At 63.6% G+C, this 9,266-nt stretch carries 9 protein-coding genes and 1 tRNA gene; 7 read left to right on the top strand and 3 right to left on the bottom strand.

What is annotated here, in order from left to right; genetic code table 11:
• Both VF662_RS13420 and aroA read right to left on the bottom strand, forming a co-directional pair.
• Nucleotides 1–1,124, bottom strand: a 1,124-nt coding sequence (locus VF662_RS13420; RefSeq protein ID WP_464142127.1) for a tetratricopeptide repeat protein, incomplete at its 3' end; no start/stop codon positions are given.
• 76 nt (nt 1,125–1,200) lie between these two features.
• Nucleotides 1,201–2,532, bottom strand: coding sequence for a 3-phosphoshikimate 1-carboxyvinyltransferase (gene aroA, locus VF662_RS13415; RefSeq protein ID WP_464142125.1), 1,332 nt, complete (start codon nt 2,530–2,532; stop codon nt 1,201–1,203).
• A gap of 140 nt (nt 2,533–2,672) precedes the next feature.
• Between aroA and VF662_RS13410 the strand changes: the two genes are divergently transcribed.
• The 3 genes from VF662_RS13410 (at nt 2,673) to VF662_RS13400 (ending at nt 4,327) form a co-directional block, all read left to right on the top strand.
• The gene (locus VF662_RS13410) at nt 2,673–2,999 is read left to right on the top strand and encodes a TIGR02300 family protein (protein WP_464142123.1); all 327 of its coding nucleotides are present in this window, start codon (nt 2,673–2,675) and stop codon (nt 2,997–2,999) included.
• Nucleotides 3,000–3,080: 81 nt separating this feature from the next.
• Nucleotides 3,081–3,156, top strand: a tRNA-Ala gene (locus VF662_RS13405).
• Between the two features lie 1,045 nt (nt 3,157–4,201).
• A complete protein-coding gene (locus tag VF662_RS13400; protein WP_464142121.1) occupies nt 4,202–4,327 on the top strand; it encodes a hypothetical protein in 126 nt (41 codons plus the stop codon).
• Nucleotides 4,328–4,354: 27 nt separating this feature from the next.
• Here VF662_RS13400 and VF662_RS13395 read toward each other — a convergent pair whose 3' ends face one another.
• The gene (locus tag VF662_RS13395) at nt 4,355–4,681 is read right to left on the bottom strand and encodes a hypothetical protein (protein WP_464142119.1); all 327 of its coding nucleotides are present in this window, start codon (nt 4,679–4,681) and stop codon (nt 4,355–4,357) included.
• Nucleotides 4,682–5,439: 758 nt separating this feature from the next.
• Here VF662_RS13395 and VF662_RS13390 point away from each other — a divergent pair.
• The 4 genes from VF662_RS13390 to VF662_RS13375 all read left to right on the top strand — a co-directional run.
• The gene (locus tag VF662_RS13390) at nt 5,440–6,267 is read left to right on the top strand and encodes an aldo/keto reductase (RefSeq protein ID WP_464142117.1); all 828 of its coding nucleotides are present in this window, start codon (nt 5,440–5,442) and stop codon (nt 6,265–6,267) included.
• 136 nt (nt 6,268–6,403) lie between these two features.
• Complete coding sequence (locus tag VF662_RS13385) at nt 6,404–7,222, top strand: lysostaphin resistance A-like protein (protein ID WP_464142115.1); 819 nt, start codon at nt 6,404–6,406, stop codon at nt 7,220–7,222.
• A 677-nt stretch (nt 7,223–7,899) separates the two neighbouring features.
• Nucleotides 7,900–8,733 carry a Crp/Fnr family transcriptional regulator gene (locus VF662_RS13380; RefSeq protein ID WP_464142113.1) on the top strand — a complete coding sequence of 278 codons (834 nt, stop codon included), beginning with the start codon at nt 7,900–7,902 and terminating at the stop codon, nt 8,731–8,733.
• A 252-nt stretch (nt 8,734–8,985) separates the two neighbouring features.
• Nucleotides 8,986–9,266, top strand: a 281-nt coding sequence (locus VF662_RS13375) for a ubiquinol-cytochrome c reductase iron-sulfur subunit N-terminal domain-containing protein (protein ID WP_464142110.1), incomplete at its 3' end; no start/stop codon positions are given.

The following is a 9,266-nucleotide window of genomic DNA, read 5'->3' as shown; positions in this document are numbered from 1 at the left end:
CGCTCGAGTGCGAAATCGACTGCGGCCTTCGTCTCGGCGGGCGACATGCCGGCCAGAGCATAGCGGATCTCGGGAAGGACGAGGGCGTCGAATGCATTCACTGCCTGTATGGCGGCCGGATCCTTGCACCGGGCGACGTCGAAGCTCATCCGCGTTCGCGCCAGCATCCAGTAGCCGCGCGCCTTTTCGGGCGAATCAGCCGCCGCGCGCCGGGCGAGCTCATAGATGAAGGGTGTTGGAAGCGAACCGAGGTCGCGTTCGAGCCGCGCCACGACGGAAGGATCGCTGTAAGCGGCGAAGTAGAGCTTCTGGAATTCCTCGGTGAATCCAAGCGCGGGCGGAATGGCGGGATTGTCGAACGTCTTGTACTCGCGAAGCTCGGGCGCCTTGCCCTCGCCTGCCGGCAGCAGCTGGAAGTTGTGGACCTTGTCTTCGCCCTGCAGCATGAAAAGCATGGTGCCCGCGTCGGTATGGCCGGCTGCCTGCGCCGCCTCCAGAATGACCCGGGCGCGATCCGGATCGCGCGGGAACCAGCGCCCGTCGAGATAGAGCATGGCCAGCCGCCTGGCGGAGCCGTGCATGCCGCCGGCCATGGCCTGCTCGAAGAGCGCGGCCGCCTTCGCGGCGTCCTGCGCCACACCCTTGCCTGCAAGATGGAGCGTACCGAGCAGATCCGCCGCGGCGAAGTTGCCGCCGCTCGCAGCGCGCCGGAGGTAGGCCACGGCTTTCGAATAATCCGGTTTGATCCGTTCGCCGGTCGCGAGGAGATTGCCCAGGAGATAAAAACCTGCCGGGTGGGGATCTGCGCCGACGGCCTTCTGGAGCATGGCGATTGCGGCGGCGGGATTGCCTGCGCCCGGCGTCATGACGGTGCGGGAAACGACCGGGAGGATCGCCGTCAGTTTGCCCTGGCTGACGAGCGCTGCGCAACCGGCGTGGGAAGAGACGGTGTCGACCGTATAGGCCAAACACTCCCTGTCGACTTCGACGGCGCCGCTCGTGGCGCTGAAGAAAGCCGCGGGATTGGGCGCCCCAACCACCGGAGGTGCCACTTCAGCCGCGTGGAGCGGCTCCGCAGCCGCAACCATCCCGATCAATACCCAAGCCGCGCCCGCAAGCCTCATTGCATTCCTCTCCACCTCAAACAGCTAAGGCCTTGTAGCGAAGCGGAAAAACGGCGCCACAACTTTGCGACCAGGCTCAGCCCTGAAGGAGAGTGCCGAGGGTCGCCACGAAATGGGGGAAAGAGGTTTCGACGGGCGACATGTCGGCGACCTCTATCGGCCGGCGGGCGTGAAGGCCAGCGACGGCGAAGCTCATTGCGATGCGGTGGTCGAGGCGGGGGTCGATCGAGCCGCCGCCGGGGAGGGGGGCGCCGCCGCTGCCTTCAATCGTGAGGCCGTCGGGCTGCTCGGCAGCATTGACGCCGACGGCGCGGAGGCCCTCGGCCATTGCGGCGATGCGGTCGGACTCCTTGACCCGGAGCTCGGCGAGGCCGCTGGTGCGGGTGGCGCCCTCGGCGAAGGCGGCGGCGATGAAGAAGATCGGAAATTCGTCGATCATCGACGGCGCCGCTTCCTGAGGGACGTCGATGCCGCGGAGGCGGGAGTGGCGGACGCGGATGTCGGCGACCGGCTCGCCGCCGACCTCGCGCGGGTCGGTGAGGTCGATGTTCCCGCCCATCCGCCTGAGCTGATCGATGAGGCCGGTTCGGAGCGGATTGACGCCGACATCCTCGATGCGGAGGTCGGAGCCGGGGACGATAAGCGCGGCGACGATCAGGAAGGCCGCCGACGAGATATCGCCGGGGACGCGGAGCTGCTGCGGGCGGAGCTCGGCCTGGCCGGTGAGGCGGATCCGGCGCTCGCCGCCGGCGCCCGCTGCGGCCTCGAGCGGGGCGCCGAACAGCTTCAGCATGCGCTCGCTATGATCGCGGGTGGGGACGGGCTCGATCACTTCGGTGACGCCGGGCGTGTTGAGGCCGGCGAGCAGCAGGGCCGACTTCACCTGCGCGGAGGCGACCTCCATCCGGTGGACGAGCGGCAGGGCAGGGGAGGCGCCGCGGATCGTGAGCGGGAGCCGGTCGCCGGAGCGGCCGAGGAACTCGGCGCCGATCCGCCGCAGCGGCCGGACCACGCGCGCCATCGGCCGCCGGGAAAGCGAAGCATCGCCGGTGAAGGTGGCGGCGATCGGATGGCTCGCGACGAGGCCCATCAGCAGGCGCGCCGACGTCCCCGAATTGCCCATGTCGAGCGGCGCGCCGGGCTCGAGCAATGCGCCCGCGCCGACGCCGTCCACCTCCCAGGCGCCCGCGGCCTCGGCCCGAATTCCAACGCCCATCGCGCGCAGCGCGGCGGCGGTGGACATCACGTCCTCGCCGGTCAGCAGCCCCTCGATCCGGCTCCTCCCCGCCGCCATCGCCGAGATCATCAGCGCCCGGTGCGAAATGGATTTATCGCCGGGGACGCGGGCGGCGCCGGTGAGCGGACCTGAGGGCGCGAACTCCATCGGCTGCGGTTCGGCGCTGCTCATAAACCTCTGTCCGGGCGGAAGGCGCTTGGCTTTTGACAGCGGCAAACCCATGTGGCAAGGCGCGCGGCGATCACGGAGGGCCCGTCTCGGCGCTCCGCTTTTTCATTTCTGCTGGTTCAATTCTACTGGAGGCTCACCTCATGGTGAAAGCTGAATGGGGCACCAAGCGTAGCTGCCCCAAATGCGGCACCCGCTTTTACGACTTGGGCAAGGACGACCCGGTCACCTGCATCAACTGCGGAATCGCCTGGGAGCCGGAGCCGGTCCTGAAATCGAAGCAGCCGCTGCCGTTCGACGCGCCCAAGAAGGAGGCCGTCGCCGACGAGGCGGCCGATGCCGATCTGGCCGCCGACGAGCTCGAGATCGACGAGGACGCCGAGGAGAATCCGGACGACGAGGTCGATATCGGCGGCGACGACGATATCGGCGTGCCGGGTTCGGGCGGCGACGACGACGAAGAGATTTAAGAGACCCGCTTGATAGGCACCGCCGCTTTATCTAAAGCGGCGGCTGCCGACGCGCCCTCCCAGGGGCTGCGGATTTGGTTCGGGGCCGTAGCTCAGCTGGGAGAGCGCTGCAATGGCATTGCAGAGGTCAGGGGTTCGATCCCCCTCGGCTCCACCACTTCAACTGAAAAGTTAGCGGACTCCCACCCTTTCTAGCGGTGGGATCGATCACGGTCCCACAACCCGCTCCCAAGTCCGGCTGCGCTGTGGCGACACGGCTTTAGGCAACCGAGCGGCTCCTCCGCCGACAAGCAGCTCTCGCTTCGTCCGGAGAGTCGGGAAGTGGCCGCTAGCGGACCCCGCGGGTTTCCAGCGGAGAGAACCGAAGCGCCACCGGGCGCTCCCAAGCCGAATGTCTGCTTTCGACCATTGCGGACATTCAAGTCGCAAAAACTGCAACTCACGCTACTCTGCTGCCGTGATCGTCCTCGCCCTCTTTTTCCTGGTGCCAATCGCTTTGCTCACGGCGGCAGTAGCAATGGCTGCCCTAAAGCTCTTCAACGTGCTCCCCGTCGGCGTCTCCAGACCCGTGACGTACAGTCTCCTAAGCACCGTTTGCCTTGGGCTGCTGTTTCTTGGGCTCACGATAGACGATCTGGTTCTCAGACCTGCGCGGCTTCAGAAGGAGCTTGTGGGGCAGCAGATTGGCTCACCGCTGCGGCTTCGGCGGTACGAGACCCATGGGTTCCAAGACCCTTATTATAAATGGCGCTACTCAGCGCCTCCAGAACTAATCCATCGGCTGAAGAGCAAATGCCGATCGATCTACCGAACGTCGCCAGCTCAATGTCTTGTCGCCGAGCGACAGGATGGCAGCTGGTGGCAAGGCATCGGGTTGGAGGGAGATGCCATATGGCTCATCGGGAGCGACGGTTAACCGAAGGGGGTTGGTTCAAACCCGCAGTGGCACTCGCCGTAACGCTGTTCATTGCCACGGGCGTATGGGAGTACGTCGTGTCGGGCAGGTACAAGCTGATTGTCATTGGCATGCTCGCGCTGGGGCTTCTAATGATTGCGGACAGACAGCGGCGGGCCTCCGCCTCGGGGTCTACGGTAGGTCTCACAGATAGCCTGTGAACACCCGATTCCCAACCATTGCGGATGTGCGCTCGCTGGCTCATTCTCTTAATGTGACCTCTCGTTGCGGCTCTTGCGGGCGGACCTTGGCTGAGGACAGCTTCTACGACGAATGCTGGCGCTGCTCGGCTTTGTCGGTCCGCCCAGTCGCGGGAATCGCGGTGTTGAGCGTGGCACTTGGCGTGGCCGCGCTGATGGTGTGGCTGACCTAATGTCTGCTTACCACCCATTGCGGACATTCAACTCAGAGGCGTTGGCCAGCACAAGAAGCGCGCGTCCTCCGTCGAGTTCATTCCCCGCATCTCGAAGCCGGGGAGTAGCCGCAACCGCTTAAGCGCCGCTTCCTCACCGGTCGCCATCTGCGGAAACGTGACCTTCGTCTCTCCGGCCCTGTCGTTCAGCAGCCACCAAACGTCCGCTCCCCAAGGTCCGCTGTCGTTTGTCTCAACGTAGACCGCTCCAAGGTCAGCAATCTGGATGCGCTGCTCCGCTTGCTTGGGCGCTCGGCAGACAATCTCATCATCTGGCGTCACTTCGACGACAAACCGCGCTTCCTGGTGCTTCATCCGGCCAAGCTGCCTTGATTGCTCCTCTGGCGCAATGTCCGCTTTCCACCCATTGCGGACATTAGGACCGAGGCATGGGTGCCAACTTTGTCGCGAACTGAAGCTGGTCCGGATCGGCTCCCCAAGTCTCTACTGTCCTAAAGCTCTGTTCAAGCAATGCCGAGAGCCGGCTCTGAAAAGCGTCCATTGGCTGGTCACGAACAGCGAAGTCGGTGCGCCAGAAGCGTTCATCGCCTCGATCCTCCGAGCAGCACAACCACATGTTCCATGACGGTCTCGCATAATCCGCCAGATACAGTTGGATCAGGAAGCTGGGGCTGCCGCCCCAAGTTAGCGACCGTTCAGGCGCGTCCTTCGCGTTCCTCGAAACCAGTACGCCGCGAGCCGCAGCGAAACGCTCGAGGATTGGGTCAATGGCCAGTAGCGGCTCTTCCAGCCGCTGCCATTCCTCGGGAGTGCCATACCAACCGCCATTGGCCATCAAGGTGCCATATCACCGCTGACCGCCAATGTCCGCTTTCCACCCATTGCGGACGCTCAGGGCAAGTCCGTCGGCCAAAGCTCACCGTGTCCGCAATGGGTGGGAAGCGGACAGCCTGCTTTGCGGCGCCGGGGGCGGTGACGGAAGCTCGGCGCGCACCTCACGTCTATGTCCGCGTTCGATCCGCACTCGACATCGATCGCTCAGGCCGCGTGAGGCCACTTGCGTGACGGGGCGCGCCGTGATCTGGGACGGCGCCATGCCCAGGGAGTGCCATATGGCTGCGTTACAAGAAGATTTCACGCTTTCGAACGGGCTGCAAATGCCCAAGATCGGCTTCGGCACCTGGCAAATCACTGATGCGTTGGAGGCCTACGGTGCAACGAGCGCGGCGCTTGCGCATGGCTATCGCCAAATCGACACCGCCCGGGTTTACGGCAACGAAGACAGCGTCGGCCGCGCTCTTCGCGACAGCGGGCTCCCGCGCTCAGAGGTCTTCGTCACGTCGAAGCTGCCCGCCGAGATCAAGGATCCGGACGAGGCGCTGGCGAGCTTCGAAACGACGATGGCCGCTATCGGCCTGGATTATCTGGACTGCTATCTGATCCATGCGCCGTGGCCGTGGCACGATATCGGCCGCGATTGCTCGGCAGGGAACAAGGCGGTTTGGGAGGTACTCGAAACGATCTACCGATCCGGCCGTGCGAAATCGATCGGCGTCTCGAACTTCAATGCCGCCGACCTCAGGGTCATAATCGATGGATGTTCGACCAGGCCAATGGTCAACCAGATCCGCTACTTCATCGGCCACACGCAGGAGGACGTCGTCCAATTCTGCCGTCGCGAGGGGATCCAGGTGACGGCTTATTCGCCCCTGGCGACCGGCAAGATACTCCGTCACCCCGACCTTCGGGCAGTGGCGGAGCGATACGGCAAATCGGTCGCGCAATTGTGCATCCGCTACGTCCTTCAGAAAGACGTCGGCCCGCTTCCCAAATCCACCCACGAGCAGCGCATCCGCGAAAATGCCGACGTGGATTTCGAAATAACGAGCGCGGACATGGCGCTCCTCGACGGGCTCAGCGACACCGACAAGGTGCGATGAGGCAAAGCGGCTGGAGCGGCACCTCGCCAGCGTCGGCCTTCCACTCATTCCAGACACTCGCTGAAGGTCCGCCTTCGACCCATTGCGGACATTTGGAACTTTTGCTTTCCATTGCTGCTCGTGAGGGGAAGCACCTATGGCAATTAGAGCAGCGTCTCGTGGGCGGGCGAGCATCGCACGGATTGCGATCGCATTCATCGCGCTGTTCGGCCTCTATCAGGCTTCCGAATGGATGCAGACCGTGTTCGTGCCTATGAGCTCGGTGGGTCCAGCACTCATGATCGTCGCGCTGCTGCTTGCCTGGCCGCTTGGCCGCTGGATGGGGTGGCGCGGCTACGATGCCTACGGTCTTGACCTCCGGGCCGCTTCGTTTTCCCTCCTTGGCGCGGGCATGCTCATTGCCGCACTAGCCTTTCTCGCCTCCCGCGCCCTTGGAACGGCAATGGGCCTTTATACTGCACCAGAGGCCGTCGCTGCCGCTTCACTCGGAGGCATCGCTTTTGCCATTGTTTCCACGTTTGTCCCCTCCGTCGTGGAAGACATCCTGACGCGCGGCTTCCTCCTTCGCACTCTGCCGGTGCAGCTGACTGCTGTGTTCTACGTCATCCTTAGCGCGCTGCTCTACACCGCCAATCATGTGTGGCGCTTCGATTGGGGTATTAGCGAGCAGGTGCGATTGTTCTGCCTCGGCCTCGCCTACGGGGCAGCGGCTTGGCGATGGCGCAACCTCTGGGGTGCCGTTGCACTGCATTGGGGCTGGAACCTGACCAATGTTCTTGCTGGCCAGCTGATGCCTAGTGAGGCCATTTCGACCGATGCTGCTCGCTATCTGTCCGCCGCAGTCAACATCGCGATCCTCGTCATAATCGTTCTGCTCCCGCGCCCGCGAAGACTGCGTGGGGTTGGGGCTATCAGAGACGAGCCCAATGTCGCCACAGCGCCCAATCCGCATTGAGCGAAGGTCCTGTTCGAAGCCACTTCAGGCATCCAGCTGATCATCCGTCATGGTCATTGCGGGCCTCTGCGCCAGCCGTTAGCTTCTCTGCATGGATGAGCACAGTTTCGCCGGACGATTGCAGATCCTCCGGGACAGATACTACATCATGGTTGGGCCCCTCGTGCTGCTGTTTGGCATTGGTGTCGGCAGCTCTCCCGTCCTAGCCTGGACAGCAGGGATACTTCTCGTGCTGATGACGATAAATGTGCTGGTGCCGTACATACGATGAGACCGCGCTCGTCGGATATCCGCCTCCGACCAATGCCATGATGGCTTGAGGCGATCGGAGCGGGACATCTGGATGTCGATCAGCGGCTTTGAAGGCGCACGGGCCATCGGCGCGGATCGCCAAATTGAGCTCCGGTCTCTGATCACCCGCGCTCATGACGTCGGCCGGTCGATAACGCTAAATTGGCAGGCATGCCGGAAGAATATGGTGCACTCGGTGTCGCAACTGCTCCCATCAAGTGAACTCCAGATCAGCGGCGGACATTGTACGCGCCATTGCAGACGCGGGCGCTCGCTCAATCCTGACGAAAGAAGGCTGGCTTTCGACCCGTCTTGGACGTTCATCGGGTGCGGCAGGCTCCATCCGTCCTCTGGTGCGTTCAAACATAGATTAGGAGGATGCGACCATGACCAACCCTCTGACCATGAAGCTGGAGCAATTCACGAGCTTCGACCCGGAGGAGCGGCAGCGTCTGGATCAGCTCCTCAGCTATCCGACGAAGACCTACGCCCGAGGCAAGACGATCATCCGGGAAGGCGAGAAGGTGGACGACATCCATCTTGTCCTCACCGGCCTTGCGGCACGCTCCAAGACGCTCCGAAGCGGAGCACGGCAGTTCATGGCGCTCCTCGTTCCGGGGGACCTTTGCGATGTCGAAGTGTTCGTCCTCGAAGGCATGGACCACGACATCGTGGCGATGACGGAAACGACATGCGTCCTCGTGCCCGCAAAGGTGATCGAAGGGCTGCTGACCGAATCGACCAAGCTGACGAAGGCGCTGTGGTGGAGCACGATGACGGACTCGGCGGTCCTGCGCGAGTGGATCGTCGATCACGGGAGCCGGGACTCGATCGAGCGGATCGCGCACCTCATGTGCGAGATGTTGATCCGTTACCGCATCATCGGGGAGACGACGGACGACAGCTTCCCGTTCCTGCTCAATCAGGAGGAGCTGGCCGATGCGACCGGCATGACGCCCGTCCATGTCAACAGAATGCTTCAGCAGCTCCGCTCCAAGGGGTTGATCGAGCTGACCGGGAAGGTGCTGACGGTCCTTGACCCCAAAGGGCTGCAGCAGCTTGCCAAATATGAGAGCAGCTATCTTCATCTCGTCAGGACGGAGCGCCGCGACCCTGAAGTGTCGCAACGTGCCGGCGACCTGGTTTCGGCATCGCCGCACGGGCTGCTCCACGACGCGGCCGAGAAGGTGAAATCGGTGTTCGGATCGTCAGAAGGCTGACCGACCAGGATCGGTCTACGTCAATCTCCGAAAGACATGCTCGCGCCGGACTTCCTCCCGGAGCCTGCTCGGCCAGGATTCCAAAATGGCTGTTGGCAAAGCGCGCGTGTCGCGGCTATCAGGCCGCGACGCCGCCAGGGGGCGCCTCGGCTCCCCTCACGCGGCACTGTGTGAAGCATCGCCTCCGCCAGCGTCCTTCGGCGGCCGGCGATTGTTCGCACATCCGGAACGGTTACGCTTCGAAGGCAAGATATGGCGACGGTTGAACATACCGACGGAACGGCTCACGCAGGTGCCGCCCATGGCGGCGGAGGCGAGGGGGGCGTCCGCCGGCGCGACTTCATCAACATCGCGGCGGTGAGCTTTGCGGGCGTCGGCGGAGCGGCGGTGCTCTATCCGCTGATCAACCAGATGAACCCGTCGGCGGACGTGCTCGCGCTCGCCTCCACCGAGGTCGACATCTCGCAGATCCAGCCCGGCCAGGCGATCAAGACGATCTGGCGCAAGCAGCCGGTCTTCATCCGCAACCTGAC

Source organism: Allosphingosinicella sp., assembly GCF_036387215.1.
Lineage (GTDB): Bacteria > Pseudomonadota > Alphaproteobacteria > Sphingomonadales > Sphingomonadaceae > Allosphingosinicella.
This window is presented reverse-complemented; position numbering and strand designations above follow the sequence as displayed.